This window comes from Pseudomonas sp. NPDC087346, from assembly GCF_044744235.1.
Taxonomy (GTDB): domain Bacteria; phylum Pseudomonadota; class Gammaproteobacteria; order Pseudomonadales; family Pseudomonadaceae; genus Aquipseudomonas.
Genome location: NZ_JBIUXX010000014.1, coordinates 1 through 15044, shown reverse-complemented (window position 1 = coordinate 15044; position 15044 = coordinate 1). Strand labels below are relative to the sequence as shown.

The window sequence follows — 15044 nt, the reverse complement described above, 5'->3', positions numbered from 1 at the left end:
TACGGGCGGTTCAGCGCAGGAAGTCCAGTACTTCGGCGAGCAGCAGTTCGGGGACTTCTTCGGCCAGATAGTGGCCGGCCGGCAGCGCCTTGCCGCGTACATCGCCGGCGACTTGTTGCCATTCCTTGAGTGGATCGAAGCAACGGCCGACCGTGCCTTCGGCGCCCCATAGCACCAACAGTGGCAGCTTCAGGTGATGGCCGGCGTCGAGGTCGGCACGGTCGTGTTCCAGGTCAATTCCGGCGCTGGCGCGATAGTCTTCGCAGATACCACGGGCGCTGCCGGGACGTTGCAGGCATCGCAGATATTCGGCGAACGCTTCGTCGGTGAATGGCTTTAGCCCGGCGCTGCGGCTGCCCATCACACTGCGCAGGTAGGCTTCGGGATCGGCTTCGATCAGGGTTTCCGGCAGCGGTGCCGGGCGGATCAGGAAGAACCAGTGCCAATAGGCGCGGGCGAAGGCTTCGTTGGTTTGCGCGTACATCGACAGGGTCGGGGCGATGTCGAGCAGCGTCATGCGTTGCACCGCTGCGGGGTGGTCGAGCGCCAGACGATGGGCAACGCGGGCGCCACGGTCGTGGGCGAGGATCGAAAATTTTTCGAAACCCAGCGCCTGCATCAAATCGACGCCGTCACGGGCCATTTCGCGTTTTGAATAGTTGGTGTGCAGATCATCGGCGGCAGGTCGGCCGCTGTCGCCGTAACCGCGCAAGTCGGCGGCGACCACGGTGAAGTGTTCGGCCAGTTGTTCGGCGATCTTGTGCCAGATCACATGAGTTTGCGGGTGACCGTGCAGCAGCAACAGGCCGGGCCCGCTGCCGCCGATGCGGTAGGCAATATCGACGCCGTTGACGTGGCGCTGGTCTTTGAGGAATCCGGCAAACATCGGGCTGATCCTTGTTCAGGGTTCTTGTTGCCTGCATCCTGAAATCGTTCTGTGCCTGGGGCAAGGGTTGAAGCGTGGTGTGGCGGTTCATGAAGTGTGATGTGAGTTGCCAATACGGGCCCTATCGCCAGCAGGCTGGCTCCCACAGGGGAAAGCGATCAATTGTGGGAGCCAGCCTGCTGGCGATAGGGCCTGACTGGGCCCCGCGATTCTCAACCCTGACTGAACATCTCCTTCGCCCGCTGCTCAATCTGCTCCTGAGTCAGATCTTCTTTGCGCGTTGCGAGAAACCACAAATGCCCATACGGATCCTTCAACGTCCCGCTACGGTCACCATAAAACTGATCCTTGACCTCCGAAACCGCCGTCGCCCCGGCGTCCAGTGCGCGTTGAAAGGATTTATCGACATCAGTCACATACAGATGCAAGCCAACCGTGACTGCTTTATCCGGGCTGCTCAATGGCCCTTGATCGCACGGCGAACCGAGCATGATCGCACTGTCACCGATACGCAGTTCAGCGTGGCCGATGCCGCCGTCGGGCATGGTCAGGCGCATGACTTCGGTGGCACCAAAAGCTTTCTTGTAGAAGTCGATGGCTTCGGCCGCTTTCTGGATGCCGAGATAAGGGGTAATGCTGTGATACCCCTCGGGAATGGGTTTGACGCTCATGACGTTCTCCCTGTTCTTGTTGATGAACACACCGGATTCCGGTCGATTCACTATAGAACTGTGGATGTGCGCCAGCCGCTGGCCCGACGACTGGATGTACATGGAGATTGTGGTCTTCTAAAAAATGGATTCAATCCAGAGGGAAGTGTGGCCCCGGGCCTTGTTCCCCCAGCACATCGCCCTGATTGCGCAACGGGCAGGCCTGCATCGACAAACAGCCACAGCCAATGCAGCCATCGAGCCGATCACGCAGCAACGTCAACTGATTGATCCGCTCATCCAGTTCGCGCCGCCATTGCTCGGACAAAATCTTCCAGTCCGCTGCCGTCGGTGCCCGGTCGTTCGGGAGGATTTTCAGCGCCTCGCCAATCTCTGCCAGCGGAATCCCCAGCCGTTGCGCAACCTTGATCAGCGCGACTCGACGCAAGACTTCTCGCGGATAACGCCGTTGATTTCCGGCATTACGCTGGCTTTGGATCAATCCCTTGGATTCATAAAAATGCAGGGCCGTGACCGCGACCCCGCTGCGAGTCGCGACTTCGCCGACGGTGAGTTGCTTGTGCACGTTCTCGGGAGTGATCATTTTGCAAATGGCTCTTGACCTTGACTTAACTAGAGGTTTTACCCTGCACGCCTTCGAGTCGCAAGATTCGTCTTACAGATGAGTGGGGGCTTTCATGCAGTCATCAGCGAAAAACCGCAGCTTTACCCAATTGATTGAATTCGAGATCGAACCGCAGCAGCAATCGGCGCTGGTATCGGCGCTGTCGGTGCAGACTGAACGTCTGGCCCAGCGCTACGGCGGTTTTCTCAGCGCCAGCGTGCAGGCCAGCGACGATGGCCGGCGGGTGCTGAGCTTTCTGCAATGGCAGACGCGGGAGGCCGGGGAGGCGGCGTTCAGCAGTTTCGAGAGTGGCGAGCAGGATTTCTGGCAGTTGATCCATGCCCATCAGGCGCGAACCGTGACCTTCGGTTCGTTCCAGGTGCTGAGCAGCATCGCCCGCAGTCACGACGATGCATTGCACTGCAATCTGGTTGGCTAGATCGACAGCTGAATCAGGCGTTCGCCGCGCAAGTTTTCCGTCAGTCGCCGTTTGTTTACCGCCAGTTCGCCGATTTTGATCAGCCGCGTGCGGGTGACGTTGCGGCTCAGACCGAGCAGCGCCGCAGTGTGCACCTGGTTGTAATGACAGAAGCGATATGCGGCACGCAGCAAGGCATCCTCGACCTTCTCGTGCAGGGCGCCGGCCTGTTGTTCGAAGAGCTTTTGAAAGGCCCGTTCCAGCAATGCTTCCGGCGAGTCATCGACATTCGACTGCTGATCGTCAGGCCGCTCTATGCGCAGATTCGACAGGCGCAGGTCATCACGTTCGATCACGCCGTTACGGCAGATCAACAAGGTGTGATGGATGACGTTTTCCAGTTCACGAATATTGCCCGGCCAACTGTAGCTGCGCAGTTTATGTTCGGCACCGGGGCTGATACTGACGCGGCCATAACCGAGGCGCTGGCTGTAGGCCTCGATGAAGTGTCGGGTCAACGGCAGGATGTCGCCGGGCCGTTCGCGCAAGGGGCTGAGTTCCAGATTGACCACGTTCAAACGGTAATAAAGGTCTTCGCGAAAATTGCCGGCGTTGATGGCTTTCTCCAGTTGCACGTTGGTCGCCGCCAACACCCGCACGTCAATCGGAATACTTTTGCGCGAACCGAGGCGCACCACTTCGCGCTCTTGCAACACCCGCAGCAACTTGACCTGAATCGCCATCGGCAGATCGCCGATTTCATCGAGGAACAAGGTGCCGCCATCCGCTTCTTCAAACCAGCCGGCCTTGGCGCTCAGGGCGCCGGTGAACGCGCCTTTTTCGTGGCCGAACAGTTCGGCTTCAACCAGCGATTCGGAGAAAGCGCCGCAGTTCACCGCAACAAACGGCCGATGCCGACGATTGCTCAGGTTATGGATATGCCGCGCGACAAGCTCCTTGCCAGTACCGGTCTCGCCGATTATCAACACACTGGCCTCACTCGGCGCCACCTGTTGCAAATGCGCGAGCAGGGCCTGGGATTTCGGGTCTTCGAATACCTGCGCGGTGGCGCGGATCGACGTCGCCAGGGCGGGTGACGGCGGTAAGGTCAGCAGTTGCATAGGCTCGCTCCATCAAGGAAAGGCTAGGAATAGAACGTCGGCACCGGCAGGGACTGGTTCAGCGCCCAGTCGCCCAGCTCATGGAGTTTGTAATCCAGCGGATCGTGCAGGGTTTGCGTGCGCAGGTTGCGCCAATAGCGGTCGAGGCGCAGCGAGGCGTGCGTCGAGCGCGCGCCGGTGACCTCAAACAATCGGCTGCAAATATCCAGACCCTGACGGCTGGCGGCGACCTTGGCGGTAGCAATCGCTGTGGCCAGTCGTCCACGTTCATCGGCGCTGAGATTCGCGCCTTTGGCCCAGGCTTCATCGAGCAGCGCGGCGGCGCGCTCGACCAGTAGACGAATGCCTTCCAATGCCACCCAAAATTCGCCGTAATGCGCGAGCACATAAGGGTCTTCGCGCACTTCGCGAGCTGAAGATTTATGCCAGAGCCGGGTTTCGCTGAGGGTGTATTGCCGCGCTTCTTCGAACGCGCCTTCGGCGATCCCGAGAAACATATGCGTGAACGTCAGTTGCGCAATCAGCGGTCGCAGGCAGGCGAACGGTGTGCTCAACGGGCCGGGGTCGAGCAGCAGCTCCGATTCCTCGACCCGCACCCGTTCGAACGTGGCGCTGCCGCTGTCGGTCTGGCGCTGGCCGATGTTGTTCCAGTCGTCGTGCAGGGTGATGCCGCTGCGGCCGCTGGGGATTGCGGCGATCAATAATTTGCCGCCAGCGCTTTCGTCCACTGCCGAGGCGATCAGCATCTGTGAGTCAGTGGCGCCGGAGCAGAAGCTTTTCTTCCCGGAAAACTCGCGCCAGCCGCCGCAGTCCTTGACCACCGTGCGGGTGTCGAGCGGGTTGAGTGCGTTGCCCCAGAACCAATTCTGCCGTGCGGTCTGTTCGAACCACGGTTGCCATTGTTCCGGGCGCGCGAACAGGCGCACGGTGGCGAGCATCAGGTGATGAAAACCGAAGACGTGGGCGATGGAACTGTCGACCTTGGCGAACTCGCGCACGACTTGCAGGGTTTCACTCCACGGCGCGCCGAGGCCGCCGTAGCGGGTGGGAATGCTCAGGGCCAGCAGGCCGCTGTCGCGCAGGGCATCACGCTCGGCTTTCGGCGTGCCACCGCGCTCGTCACGCTCGACGGCGGTCAGGGCAAACCCGGCGGCCAATTGGCGCGCGGTCTGCAACGGGGATAACAGGGTGCTTTGCGGTTTGGCGGTCACACGCAGATTCCTTGCTTCAAGAGATCTCCTACACGGTTTTGTGTTGGGTCAGGACTTGTTGGGCAGGACGTCGTTGGCGATCATTTCGCCGAACGGTCCGGTCAGGTTGGTCACGCCGCGTCCAGCCAGACTCGCGTACGGCTCGGGCAGCAACGGGAACACCAGTTCGGCAAAGCGATAGGCCTCTTCCAGATGTGGATAACCGGAGAAGATGAAACTCTCGATGCCCAGATCCGCGTACTCCTTGATCCGCGCCGCCACTTGCTGCGGATCGCCCACCAGCGCAGTACCGGCACCGCCGCGCACCAGACCGACGCCGGCCCACAGGTTGGGCGAGATTTCCAGATTGTCGCGACGCCCGTCGTGCAGCGCCGCCATACGCCGCTGGCCCTCGGAGTCGAATCGCGAAAAGGATTTCTGCGCAGACTCGATGGTTTCGTCGCTGATGTGTTCGATCAGTTTGTCTGCGGCTTTCCACGCTTCTTCGGCGGTCTCACGAACGATCACATGCAGGCGAATGCCGAACTTCACCGTGCGTCCGTGGCGTGCTGCTCGCTCACGCACATCGGCGAGTTTTTCCGCGACGGCGGCGGGTGGCTCGCCCCAGGTCAGATAGACGTCAACCTGCTCGGCGGCGAGGTCATGGGCAGCGTCGGAAGAACCACCGAAATACAGCGGCGGATATGGCTTCTGCACGGGCGGATAGAGGGCTTTGGCGTTCTGCACCTTGAGGTGTTTGCCTTCAAAATCCACCGCTTCGCCTTGCAGCACCCGGCGCCAGATGTGCAGGAATTCATCGGTGACTTCGTAGCGTTCGCTGTGGCTGAGGAAGCTGCCGTCGCCACGGTTTTCATCGGGGTCGCCGCCGGTCACCACGTTGATCAGCAGGCGCCCGTTGGACAGACGATCGAGCGTCGCCGCCATGCGCGCCGAAACGGTGGGCGAGATGATTCCCGGGCGGATCGCTACCAGATAACGCAGGCGCTCAGTCAACGGCACCAACGCCGAGGCGATTACCCATGAGTCTTCACAGGATCGCCCGGTCGGAATCAACACGCCGTGATAGCCAAGGCTGTCGGCGGCCTGGGCCACTTGTTTCAAGTAGTTGAGGGTGACCGGGCGCGCACCTTGGGTGGTGCCCAGATAGTGGCCGTCGCCGTGAGTCGGCAGGAACCAGAAAACATCCATGAACGGCTCCTCAGGCGATTTTCAGCAACGGTTTGATTTGTGTGCCGAACAGTGGCGCGGCGCGTTCGGCGGCCAGACGAATCCGCGCTTTCAAGGTGTCGCTGGTGATCTGGTAGTCGACGAAATCGGCTTCGGTGGCGTACACGCCAATCGGCAGGGTCACGGCCTGGAAGAAACTGAACAGCGGACGCAATTGGTGATCGAGTACCAGTGCATGGCGTTCGCTGCCCCCGGTCGCGGCCAGCAGCACCGGGGTGTCGATCAGCGCATTGAGGTCGATCAGGTCGAACAGATGCTTGAGCAGGCCCGGGTAGGAACCGCGATACACCGGCGCGGCAACGATCAGCAAATCGGCCTGTTCGATGGCTTGCAGTTCAGCTTCGACTTCGGCACTCAGTTCCTGGCGCGATAGGGCGCTGCCGAGCGGGCGGGCGATGTCACCGAGTTCGATCAGATGACTCTCGATCGGCAAATGCCCGGCCAGTTCGCTCAACAGGGCTTGAGTCAGCACCAGAGTGCGCGATGGACGCCAGGTACCGCCGGACAGGGCGACAACTTTCAGGGGACGCGACATGATCAGTTCCTTTTTCAACAGTTGCTCAGCGAGCAGTGAGTTAGTGCTCAGGCTTGAGCAAACGCTGTACCAATTCCGTTAAGCCCCGGTTTACGGGGTGTTGAGCGTGTCTATGGCGGTCGGTTGCAGATGATTCAGGTGGATTTGTTGAACCGCTGTTGCCTGAGCAACAGTTGCTCGGACAACAGTGCCGAGCGCATGCAGGGATTTATAAAGGCTGTTGGTTATTCCGTAAAAGAACGTTAATCGATATTTATATTCGATTAGTGAATATGCGGTTTTGAATGCTCAAATCCTGATAGCCACTATTGAGAGCGTTGATTTCTACGCGAGCGTGCCCGGGCGTAGCCTTTGTCCATCGACCAACATTGCTCGCCAGGACGCTCCCCATGAATCATTTACTGACTGTTTCGCTGCTGCTCGCTGTCTCCGTGCTCGCCGGCTGCGCCAGCCACGGTGCCCCGGAAGAACGGCCTTATACCGCCGAAGAAAGTCGCGAACTGGCGATGGAAGCGCTGAACCGCAGCGGACTGTCCTTTGATGAATACCATGCGAAAAAAGCCCGATTACTCAGTCATTCGCAGTTCGACAAGAAAGCTGAAATGAGCGCCGAACGGGCCATACAGCTGCACGGTCGCCCAAGCTGAAACCAGACTGTACTGCTCGAAATTTTACCTGGCTGTCTATGGGTTCGCGCCGTTGCGTGCGATAGGGTCAACACCTGAATGACCCTGACGGACTGCCCCTTCGATGAACCTCTCGCTTGATCTGCTGCTGGGCTTTGCCCTGTTCGCATTTGTCACCTCGATTACGCCGGGGCCCAACAACACCATGTTGCTGGCATCGGGCGTGAACTTCGGCTTTAACCGCACCATCCCTCATATGCTCGGCGTGACTTGCGGCTTCTTCGTGCTGGTCGTGGCCGTGGGTTTTGGCCTGGGTACGGTGTTTCAGACTTATCCGCTGCTGTACTCGATCCTGCGTTATGCCGGGGCCGCGTACTTGCTGTATCTCGCGTGGAAAATCGCCCGCTCCGGGCCGGTCAGCGACAGTGAGCAGGGCGAGGCGAAGCCGATCACTTATCTCGGCGCCGCGGCGTTTCAGTGGGTCAATCCCAAGGCGTGGATCATGGCAATCGGTGCCATCAGCACCTACACGCCGATGCAGGGTTATTTCACCAACGTCGTGGTGATCGCCGCCGTCTTCGCCATCATCAACTTGCCGAGCGTCGGGATCTGGGTCGGCTGCGGCACGCTGTTGCGCAACGTGCTCAAGGACCCGCGCTGGTTGCGCGTGTTCAACTGGGGCATGGCGGCGCTGCTGGTCATTTCTTTGTACCCGCTGCTGCTCGAAAGCTTTAGCTGACGCATTGCTTCAATCGCCGGCCCGATGCCTGTTAAGCTCGGCTTCAGGAGCGTTCCTACGCACTTTTAAATGAAGTTGTTCTTCTTTAACGGCATCCGATCAGGTATTGATGACGCTCTCGGACCTCGGCACAGCTCACAAGGCTGTGTTTGTCGTTTGCAGATACGAGCCTCCTGATCCCGGAACACGCTCTGCGAGTCTTTTTATGAATCAACGTCCGCTGTATTTCGATTACGCCGCCACCACTCCGGTGGACGAGCGGGTCATCCAGGTGATGATCGAGTGTCTGGGTTTCAACGGTAATTTCGGCAACCCGGCCTCCAGCTCCCACGCCTTCGGTCAGCAGGCCCGGCAAACGGTCGAGCAGGCGCGCCGACAGGTCGCCGAACTGGTCGGCGCGCAAGCCGAACAGATTGTCTGGACCTCCGGCGCCACCGAATCCAATAACCTCGCCCTCAAAGGCGTGGCCCAGGCTCGCGGTGTGCCCGGCGGGCACATCATCACCAGCCAGATCGAACACAAAGCCATTCTCGACACCGCCCGGCAATTGCAGGACGCCGGCATCGCCGTGACCTATCTGGTGCCGGACGCCGATGGCCTGATCACTGCGCAAGCGGTCAGCGAAGCGATGCGCGATGACACCTTTCTGGTGTCGCTGATGCTGGTCAACAATGAATTGGGTACCGTCAACGATATCTCGGCCATCGGTGAGGTAGTTTGTGGGCGTGAGGCGTTGTTCCATGTCGATGCGGCGCAGGGCGCGGGCAAGGTTGCGATTGACCTCGCGCAGTTGCCAGTGGACCTGATGTCGTTCTCGGCGCACAAACTCTACGGCCCCAAAGGCATCGGCGCACTGTACGTCGGCCCTCGGGCGCAGCAGCGTGTGTTGGCGCAGATTCATGGTGGCGGGCACGAGGGCGGTTTGCGCTCTGGCACGTTGGCCACGCATCAGATTGCCGGCATGGGCGCAGCGTTTGCCTTGGCTCACGCCGCGTTCGATGAAGAGAAAAAGCTGATTGTCGCGCTGCGTGAACGCTTGCTCGAACAATTGCTCAGCCTGCCTGGCGTACGCCTCAATGGCAGCGCCAGCCAGCGTATTCCGCACACCTTGAGCCTGACGTTCGCTGACGGCGAGTTCAACAGCGCCGCCCTCAGTCATTCGATTGCGTTCTCGGCGACCTCGGCCTGCAATTCGGCGAGCAACACACCGTCCCACGTGCTGTTGGCGCTGGGTCACGATGCACGTCTGGCCGGCCGCACTATCCGCCTGAGCCTCGGCCGTTTCACCACCGCCGACGATATCGACAAGGCTTGTGCACTGATCAAGACCGCCTGCGCCAGTGCTCCGGCATTCTGGGCGACAGGGCTTTAATCAGCCGAATTCCGGCTACGAACAATAACGAAGAAGTGATTGGCAGGAGACATGATGAGTACCCAGACTTTGACCGAAGGAACGGTTCCCCAGCGCCTCGCGCGCACCCGCGAACTGATGCGTCGCGAAGGCATTCATGCGTTGCTGGTGCCGTCGGCTGACCCGCACCTGTCGGAATACCTTCCGGGTTACTGGCAAGGGCGGCAGTGGCTGTCGGGTTTCCATGGTTCGGTCGGCACTTTGATTGTCACCGCCGATTTCGCCGGCGTCTGGGCTGACAGCCGTTATTGGGAGCAGGCGACCAAGGAACTGAAAGGCAGCGGTATCGAACTGGTCAAGCTGCAACCGGGTCAACCGAGTCCGCTGGACTGGCTGGCTGAACAGACGCCAGAAGGTGGCGTAGTGGCGGTCGATGGTGCGGTAATGGCCGTGGCTTCCGCTCGCACTCTGAGCAGCAAACTTGAAGCCCGCGGCGCACGTCTGCGTACCGATATCGATCTGTTGAGCGAAGTCTGGTCTGATCGCCCGAGTCTGCCGACCGCAGCGATCTATCAACATCTGCCACCGCAAGCGACCGTCAGTCGTGGCGAGAAGCTCGCCAAACTGCGCGAAACCTTGCAAGAGCGCGGGGCCGATTGGCACTTTATTGCCACCCTCGACGACATCGCATGGTTGTTCAACCTGCGTGGCGGCGATGTCTCGTTCAACCCGGTATTCGTATCCTTCGCACTGATCAGCCAGCAGCAAGCGACGCTGTTCGTGGCACTGAACAAGGTCGATGCAGATTTACGTGCGGTGCTGGAGCGTGACGGCGTGACACTGCGTGATTACCACGAAGTCGTCGACGCCCTGCGTGCTGTGCCGAGCGGCGCGAGCCTGCTGGTTGATCCGGCGCGGATCACCAGTGGTTTGCTGGATAACCTCGATAGCGGCGTGACCCTGGTCGAAGGTCTGAACCCGACCACGTTGGCCAAGTCGCAAAAGAGTCAGGCTGACGCGGCGCATATCCGTCAGGCGATGGAGCAGGATGGCGCGGCGTTGTGCGAGTTCTTCGCCTGGCTGGAATCGGCCTGGGGCCGCGAACGCATCACTGAGTTGACCATCGACGAAAAACTCACCGCCGCCCGTGAGCGTCGTCCGGATTATGTGTCGCTGAGTTTCAACACGATTGCAGCGTTCAACGCCAATGGCGCGATGCCGCACTATCACGCCACCGAAGAAGAGCACGCGGTGATCGAAGGTGATGGTCTGCTGCTGATCGACTCCGGAGGTCAGTATCTGGGCGGCACCACCGACATCACTCGCATGGTGCCGGTCGGCACGCCAAACGCCGAGCAGAAGCGCGATTGTACCCGCGTGCTGAAAGGTGTGATTGCGCTGTCACGGGCGCATTTCCCGAAAGGCATTCTGTCGCCGTTGCTGGACGCGATTGCACGGGCGCCAATCTGGGCCGATAACGTCGATTACGGTCATGGCACCGGTCATGGTGTGGGTTATTTCCTCAACGTGCACGAAGGTCCGCAAGTGATTGCCTATCAGGCCGCAGCAGCACCGCAAACCGCGATGCAGGTGGGGATGATCACTTCGATTGAACCGGGCACTTATCGTCCGGGTCGTTGGGGCGTGCGTATCGAAAACCTGGCGATGAACCGCGAGGCGGGGAGCAGCGAGTTCGGCGATTTCCTCAAGTTCGAAACCCTGACCTTGTGTCCGATTGATACCCGCTGTCTGGAAGTGTCGTTGCTGACCCAGGACGAGAAGCAGTGGTTCAACAGCTATCACGCTGAAGTGCGTGAGCGCTTGAGTCCGTTGCTCGATGGCGCGGCTCTGGAATGGCTGGTTACTCGGACGGCGGCTATTTAACGGTCTGAAGCTGTTAGCCGGTTGAAGCTCAGGCGCTGAATTCAGCGCCTGAGTCATTTTGGTCGCAATCTAGCGCAAGGCTTCTGCGACGAAATCCAGCCGATCCTGGCCAAAGTACAGTTGGCCGTCGACAAACATACTGGGGGCACCGAAAACGCCTCGTTTAACGGCTGTTTCGGTATTTTCCTTGAGCGTTGCCTTAACTTCTTCATCGCCGGTGAGGGCCAGAACTTCATCGGGATCGAAACCGTGCTCGGTTAATACCGCAGCGACAGTGGCCGGATCATTCAGCGCTTGGCCTTCTACCCATATCGCTTTGAACAGACAATCGATGAACGCCTGGAAACGCTCTGGCTGACGCAATTGAATACCGGTGACGGCGCGCATCAGCATCAGGGTATTGATCGGGAAGTGCGGGTTGAATTTCAACGGTACGCCGTAACGTCTGGCGTAACGATCCAGATCCACAAACATGTAACGACCCTTGGCCGGAATCATGGCCGGTGACGCGTTACCGGTTGCCTTGAATACACCACCGAGCAGCATCGGGATGTAGACCAGTTGACTGTTGTTCTCGGCGCAGATCTTCGGCAGTTGGGTGTAAGCCAGATAAGTGGCGGGGCTGCCGAGGTCGAAGTAGAACTCCACGGTCTTGCTCATGTGCACTGTTCTCTGTTTTGTTATTGGTTTGCAGGATAGAAGGCTTACCAGCGTTCGTTCCACGGGCGCAGGTCTAGCTCAAAGGTCCAGGCGTCCCGTGGTTGGCTGTGCAAATACCAGTAGTTTTCGGCGATATGGTCAGGGTTGAGGATGCCATCCTGATCCTTGGTCGCATACTTCTCAGGGAAGTTGCTGCGGATAAAGTCCGTATCGATGGCGCCATCGACCACGACGTGGGCTATGTGGATACCGCGTGGGCCCAACTCTCGCGCCATGCTTTGTGCCAAAGCGCGGATGCCGTGCTTGGCGCCGGCAAAAGCGGCAAATCCAGAAGCACCGCGCAGTCCGGCAGTGGCGCCGGTAAACAGGATGGTGCCGCGTTCGCGGGTGACCATGCGTTTGGCTACTTCACGGGCATTGAGAAACCCTGAGAAACAAGCCATTTCCCAGATCTTGAAATATTTACGCGCGGTTTCTTCGAGGATGCTGCAAGGCACGTTAGCGCCGATGTTGAACACGAACGCTTCGATAGGGCCGAGCCGGGTTTCAATGTCTTCGATCAGCGCGATAACGTCTTCTTCCTTGCGCGCATCGCAAGCGAATCCGTAGGCTTCGCCGCCATCGTTCTGAATGGCTTCCACCAATGGTTGGAGTTTGTCGGCGCTACGCCGTGTCACACAGGCCACGAACCCTTCCTTGGCAAAGCGTTTGGCGATCGCTCCGCCTGTGGCGTCACCAGCACCGACTACCAATACGACCTTCTTGTTATTCATGGTTGAGCCCTTTAGTAAACGATCGTTAACTGAACGAACGTTATGCTAGGATTCGGGCAACGTCAAGGCGGTCGATTTGAGGGTAAATACATGCGTTATTCCGCCGGTCACAAGCTGGAGACCCGAGAGAAACTCCTGCAAAGCAGCGCGCTCTCGGCCAAGAGATCCGGATTTTCCACGGTGGGTGTCGACGGTTTGATGAAAGCGATCGGCCTGAGCGGGGCAGCGTTCTATAGCCACTTTTCTTCAAAAGATGCTTTGTTCGCCGCCATCGTCGAACGTGAACTGGGTCAAAGCCTGGATCGATTGGGAGGGCAGGGCGAGCAGGATCGTGAGCGTCTGGAGCGCTGTCTCAAGCAATATTTGAGCATGGCCCATGTCGAGCAACCTGAATCCGGTTGCGCGCTACCCACTCTGGGCGCGGAAATCGCTCGTTCAGACGAGCTGGTGCGCGAGCAGGCAGAGCTATGGATTTGTCGGTTGCAGGCGAATTGGGCGCAGATTCTGCAGAGCGACAGCCTCGCCTGGGCGATTCTGTCGCAATGTGTCGGCGCGCTGGTGGTTGCACGGATGCTGGTCACGCCGGACATTCAGCGTGCGGTGCTGAAGTCCAGTCATGAGGAGATCGCTCATCAACTGGCTGCTCGACATGTCGGGCAGCAAGGCTGATCTATTTGCAGATGACGATCATGCTGCGGCTGGTATAGCCGGCCGGATTAAGACCGAACGGGTAGTCGCCTGGTTCTTCCACGGCGTCCCCCGATTTGGCAATGACCTTGTAGCCTTTTGGTGCGCAGGCATTTGCAGCGCTGGTGTAACACTTGTCCCAAGAGGACGAGAGCCCGGAACAGTTGATGTGCAGCCCTTTTTTGCCGTGTTTTACCTGGGTATTCGAGGTCGCTGCACAACCCGCAACTGCCAATACAGCGATCAGTATCAAAATTCGTTTCATTACTGTCCTTAATAGCGGCCACGAGTCTGGCGCTCGGGTCTGCTTGCATTCGCTCGCGCTTTAAGCGTTCTGATATCCCTGTCTTTAAAAAATCCATGCCTGGCACTGAGTTACGTGGCTAAACATGGCCTAAATGCGCATCAATTGCCAGACCTTCGTCAAATCCCGTTTCAATCTGCCGCAATCGCAGGCTTGGCGGCACTGCCCATGGTCATGGTCGCGCCAACGGACGCCAGAATAATGCACATGATTGCCATCCATTGTGACAACGTCAGGTATTCATGCAGGAACAATAGGCCCGACAGCGCGCCGAATGCTGGCTCGATACTCATCAGAGTGCCGAAAGTGCGAGCTGGCATTCGAGTGAGCGCGACCATTTCCAGGGTATAGGGCAGGGCGGTGGATAAGATGGCGACGCCAATCGCGATCGGGATCAGCGAAGGCGTCAGCAATGCAGCGCCTGCATGGACAATACCGATAGGCGCGACGAAGAGCGCTGCGATCATTACGCCCAGAGCTGCGGTTGTGACGCCGTTGTCAGCACCAGCCTTCTGGCCGAACAGAATGTACAGTGCCCAGCACACGCCGGCGCCCAATGCATAACCAGCGCCTACCGGATCGATACCCGATGTTGTGGCTCCCGTCGGTATCAATAACAGCAAGCCTGCGGCTGCCAGTGCAATCCAGACGAAGTCGATCGCTCGCCGAGATGCATAAATGGCTACGGCCAGAGGTCCGGTGAATTCAAGGGCAACGGCGATGCCCAGGGGCACCGTTTGCAATGACATATAGAAGAGGAAATTCATCCCGCCCAGGGCCATGCCGTAGACGATCACGGTCTTCAGGGATTTCGCGGTCAGCCTGGCTCGCCATGGACGCAGTATCAGCAGCATGATCACGCTGGCGAAAATCAGTCGCAGGGTGGTGGTTCCCTGTGCGCCTACTATCGGGAACATGCTCTTGGCCAGAGATGCGCCGGTCTGGATCGATGCCATGGCTATTAATAGCAGGCCAACCGGGAACAACAATGTGGCCAGCGAGCGGGGTTGGTCAGTCATTACGAGGCGTCGTCCGAAGTGAGGGCGTGGTCTAGGGCGGATGTTGGGCAATATAGTGCGCACTGACGTAGGTCGCGTCTATATATAAGCAGGTTTTTTCCATCTCTCGGCGAAAAGCGAAATTAACGGTTGACGGCAGATTCTGAGTCTCTATAATTCGCCCCACTTCCGGCGCAGTCGAAACGGAAAACTCCTTGGTAAACAAAGAGTTATGTAGGTTTCGGCAGCAGGTTGCTTCAGTTCATCGAAGCCAAAAGGAAGTTGAAAAAGAGGTGTTGACAGCAGCGTGTAACGCTGTAGAATTCGCCTCCCGCTGAAGAGAGATCTG

17 protein-coding genes are annotated in these 15044 nt (G+C 58.9%); 6 read left to right on the top strand and 11 right to left on the bottom strand.

From position 1 onward, the window contains the following. Positions 1-10: 10 nt before the first annotated feature. The 3 genes from ACIOZM_RS11115 to soxR form a co-directional block, all read right to left on the bottom strand. Complete coding sequence (locus ACIOZM_RS11115) at positions 11-886, bottom strand: alpha/beta fold hydrolase (RefSeq protein ID WP_401213270.1); 876 nt, start codon at positions 884-886, stop codon at positions 11-13. A gap of 212 nt (positions 887-1098) precedes the next feature. Continuing rightward, complete coding sequence (locus ACIOZM_RS11110; RefSeq protein ID WP_401213268.1) at positions 1099-1557, bottom strand: VOC family protein; 459 nt, start codon at positions 1555-1557, stop codon at positions 1099-1101. A 130-nt stretch (positions 1558-1687) separates the two neighbouring features. Next, entirely contained in the window at positions 1688-2140 is a 453-nt protein-coding gene (gene soxR / locus ACIOZM_RS11105; protein ID WP_401213266.1) for a redox-sensitive transcriptional activator SoxR, read from the bottom strand. A 94-nt stretch (positions 2141-2234) separates the two neighbouring features. Between soxR and ACIOZM_RS11100 the strand changes: the two genes are divergently transcribed. Continuing rightward, positions 2235-2600: an antibiotic biosynthesis monooxygenase gene (locus tag ACIOZM_RS11100; protein ID WP_401213263.1), complete on the top strand. Its 366-nt coding sequence runs from the start codon at positions 2235-2237 to the stop codon at positions 2598-2600. Here ACIOZM_RS11100 and ACIOZM_RS11095 read toward each other — a convergent pair. Genes ACIOZM_RS11095 through msuE form a run of 4 tightly spaced genes read right to left on the bottom strand, consistent with a single transcriptional unit; the run spans position 2597 to position 6673 of the window. Further along, a complete protein-coding gene (locus ACIOZM_RS11095; RefSeq protein ID WP_401213260.1) occupies positions 2597-3700 on the bottom strand; it encodes a sigma-54 interaction domain-containing protein in 1104 nt (367 codons plus the stop codon). The genes ACIOZM_RS11100 and ACIOZM_RS11095 overlap by 4 nt on opposite strands. 23 nt (positions 3701-3723) lie before the next feature. Then, positions 3724-4911, bottom strand: a complete 1188-nt coding sequence (locus ACIOZM_RS11090; protein ID WP_401213258.1) for an acyl-CoA dehydrogenase family protein — start codon at positions 4909-4911, stop codon at positions 3724-3726. A 48-nt stretch (positions 4912-4959) separates the two neighbouring features. Beyond that, positions 4960-6099: an FMNH2-dependent alkanesulfonate monooxygenase gene (ssuD, locus tag ACIOZM_RS11085; protein WP_401213255.1), complete on the bottom strand. Its 1140-nt coding sequence runs from the start codon at positions 6097-6099 to the stop codon at positions 4960-4962. Between the two features lie 10 nt (positions 6100-6109). Next, complete coding sequence (msuE, locus tag ACIOZM_RS11080) at positions 6110-6673, bottom strand: FMN reductase (protein WP_401213253.1); 564 nt, start codon at positions 6671-6673, stop codon at positions 6110-6112. A 389-nt stretch (positions 6674-7062) separates the two neighbouring features. Here msuE and ACIOZM_RS11075 point away from each other — a divergent pair, with 389 nt between their 5' ends. From ACIOZM_RS11075 to ACIOZM_RS11060, 4 genes are all read left to right on the top strand, one after another. Next, on the top strand, positions 7063-7320 hold the full coding sequence (locus ACIOZM_RS11075) for a hypothetical protein (protein WP_401213250.1): 258 nt from the start codon (positions 7063-7065) through the stop codon (positions 7318-7320). A 103-nt stretch (positions 7321-7423) separates the two neighbouring features. After that, entirely contained in the window at positions 7424-8038 is a 615-nt protein-coding gene (locus ACIOZM_RS11070; RefSeq protein ID WP_401213247.1) for a LysE family translocator, read from the top strand. A gap of 205 nt (positions 8039-8243) precedes the next feature. Beyond that, a complete protein-coding gene (locus ACIOZM_RS11065; protein WP_401213244.1) occupies positions 8244-9410 on the top strand; it encodes an aminotransferase class V-fold PLP-dependent enzyme in 1167 nt (388 codons plus the stop codon). Positions 9411-9464: 54 nt separating this feature from the next. After that, complete coding sequence (locus tag ACIOZM_RS11060; RefSeq protein ID WP_401213241.1) at positions 9465-11273, top strand: aminopeptidase P family protein; 1809 nt, start codon at positions 9465-9467, stop codon at positions 11271-11273. A gap of 69 nt (positions 11274-11342) precedes the next feature. Here ACIOZM_RS11060 and ACIOZM_RS11055 read toward each other — a convergent pair whose 3' ends face one another. Together ACIOZM_RS11055 and ACIOZM_RS11050 are read right to left on the bottom strand one after the other, a co-directional pair. Further along, positions 11343-11933 (bottom strand): 2-hydroxychromene-2-carboxylate isomerase, encoded by a 591-nt coding sequence (locus ACIOZM_RS11055; protein ID WP_401213239.1) that lies wholly within the window; start codon positions 11931-11933, stop codon positions 11343-11345. A 44-nt stretch (positions 11934-11977) separates the two neighbouring features. Then, complete coding sequence (locus ACIOZM_RS11050) at positions 11978-12706, bottom strand: SDR family oxidoreductase (RefSeq protein WP_401213237.1); 729 nt, start codon at positions 12704-12706, stop codon at positions 11978-11980. 90 nt (positions 12707-12796) lie between these two features. Between ACIOZM_RS11050 and ACIOZM_RS11045 the strand changes: the two genes are divergently transcribed. Next, entirely contained in the window at positions 12797-13375 is a 579-nt protein-coding gene (locus ACIOZM_RS11045) for a TetR/AcrR family transcriptional regulator (RefSeq protein ID WP_401213234.1), read from the top strand. A 1-nt stretch (position 13376) separates the two neighbouring features. Here ACIOZM_RS11045 and ACIOZM_RS11040 read toward each other — a convergent pair whose 3' ends face one another. Both ACIOZM_RS11040 and rhtA read right to left on the bottom strand, forming a co-directional pair. Beyond that, the gene (locus tag ACIOZM_RS11040; RefSeq protein WP_401213232.1) at positions 13377-13658 is read right to left on the bottom strand and encodes a hypothetical protein; all 282 of its coding nucleotides are present in this window, start codon (positions 13656-13658) and stop codon (positions 13377-13379) included. Positions 13659-13828: 170 nt separating this feature from the next. After that, positions 13829-14716 carry a threonine/homoserine exporter RhtA gene (rhtA, locus tag ACIOZM_RS11035; protein WP_401213229.1) on the bottom strand — a complete coding sequence of 296 codons (888 nt, stop codon included), beginning with the start codon at positions 14714-14716 and terminating at the stop codon, positions 13829-13831. Positions 14717-15044: the final 328 nt, after the last annotated feature.

Bases quoted from the DNA above. Each gene is read 5' to 3' on its own strand.
- ACIOZM_RS11045 (WP_401213234.1), top strand. From the start codon at position 12,797: ATGCGTTATTCCGCCGGTCACAAGCTGGAGACCCGAGAGAAACTCCTG.
- ACIOZM_RS11110 (WP_401213268.1), bottom strand. From the start codon at position 1,557: ATGAGCGTCAAACCCATTCCCGAGGGGTATCACAGCATTACCCCTTAT.
- ACIOZM_RS11115 (WP_401213270.1), bottom strand. From the start codon at position 886: ATGTTTGCCGGATTCCTCAAAGACCAGCGCCACGTCAACGGCGTCGAT.
- rhtA (WP_401213229.1), bottom strand. From the start codon at position 14,716: ATGACTGACCAACCCCGCTCGCTGGCCACATTGTTGTTCCCGGTTGGC.
- ACIOZM_RS11075 (WP_401213250.1), top strand. From the start codon at position 7,063: ATGAATCATTTACTGACTGTTTCGCTGCTGCTCGCTGTCTCCGTGCTC.
- ACIOZM_RS11070 (WP_401213247.1), top strand. From the start codon at position 7,424: ATGAACCTCTCGCTTGATCTGCTGCTGGGCTTTGCCCTGTTCGCATTT.
- ACIOZM_RS11055 (WP_401213239.1), bottom strand. From the start codon at position 11,933: ATGAGCAAGACCGTGGAGTTCTACTTCGACCTCGGCAGCCCCGCCACT.
- ACIOZM_RS11065 (WP_401213244.1), top strand. From the start codon at position 8,244: ATGAATCAACGTCCGCTGTATTTCGATTACGCCGCCACCACTCCGGTG.
- ACIOZM_RS11040 (WP_401213232.1), bottom strand. From the start codon at position 13,658: ATGAAACGAATTTTGATACTGATCGCTGTATTGGCAGTTGCGGGTTGT.
- soxR (WP_401213266.1), bottom strand. From the start codon at position 2,140: ATGATCACTCCCGAGAACGTGCACAAGCAACTCACCGTCGGCGAAGTC.
- ssuD (WP_401213255.1), bottom strand. From the start codon at position 6,099: ATGGATGTTTTCTGGTTCCTGCCGACTCACGGCGACGGCCACTATCTG.
- ACIOZM_RS11095 (WP_401213260.1), bottom strand. From the start codon at position 3,700: ATGCAACTGCTGACCTTACCGCCGTCACCCGCCCTGGCGACGTCGATC.
- ACIOZM_RS11060 (WP_401213241.1), top strand. From the start codon at position 9,465: ATGAGTACCCAGACTTTGACCGAAGGAACGGTTCCCCAGCGCCTCGCG.
- msuE (WP_401213253.1), bottom strand. From the start codon at position 6,673: ATGTCGCGTCCCCTGAAAGTTGTCGCCCTGTCCGGCGGTACCTGGCGT.
- ACIOZM_RS11100 (WP_401213263.1), top strand. From the start codon at position 2,235: ATGCAGTCATCAGCGAAAAACCGCAGCTTTACCCAATTGATTGAATTC.
- ACIOZM_RS11050 (WP_401213237.1), bottom strand. From the start codon at position 12,706: ATGAATAACAAGAAGGTCGTATTGGTAGTCGGTGCTGGTGACGCCACA.